The organism is Desulforhabdus sp. TSK (assembly GCF_022836495.1).
GTDB lineage: Bacteria > Desulfobacterota > Syntrophobacteria > Syntrophobacterales > Syntrophobacteraceae > Desulforhabdus.
Genome location: NZ_BQXM01000172.1, coordinates 1 through 427 on the forward strand (window position 1 = coordinate 1; position 427 = coordinate 427).

General features: G+C 63.9%; 1 pseudogene. It reads left to right on the plus strand.

The window, feature by feature from the left end:
* A pseudogene (locus MWC30_RS22000) lies at positions 1-427 on the plus strand (potassium-transporting ATPase subunit B); the annotation flags it as partial.

Here is a 427-nt window from a genome sequence, read left to right on the forward strand (position 1 = left end):
CGCCACCAGCGCGATTCGCGTCGACGGGTGGGACGAGCGGCACGATCCGTCCGCCGAGCACACCACGACAACCGAGGTCGTCTCCTCGGAGCTCAGGTATGGCGACGTCGTCGTCGTGGCGGCGGGCCAGACGATCCCTGGTGACGGCGACATCGTCTGGGGCATCGCTTCGGTCGACGAATCGGCCATCACCGGTGAGTCAGCCCCCGTGGTACGGGAGTCCGGCGGCGACCGTTCTGCCGTCACCGGTGGTACGACAGTGCTTTCGGACCGTATCGTCGTCAAAATCACCTCGAAGCCCGGGCAAAGTTTCGTCGACCGCATGATCGCCCTGGTTGAGGGGTCCGGACGTCAGAAGACCCCCAACGAGATTGCCCTCAATATTTTGCTGGCGAGCCTCTCGATTGTCTTTGTCCTCGTCACCCTG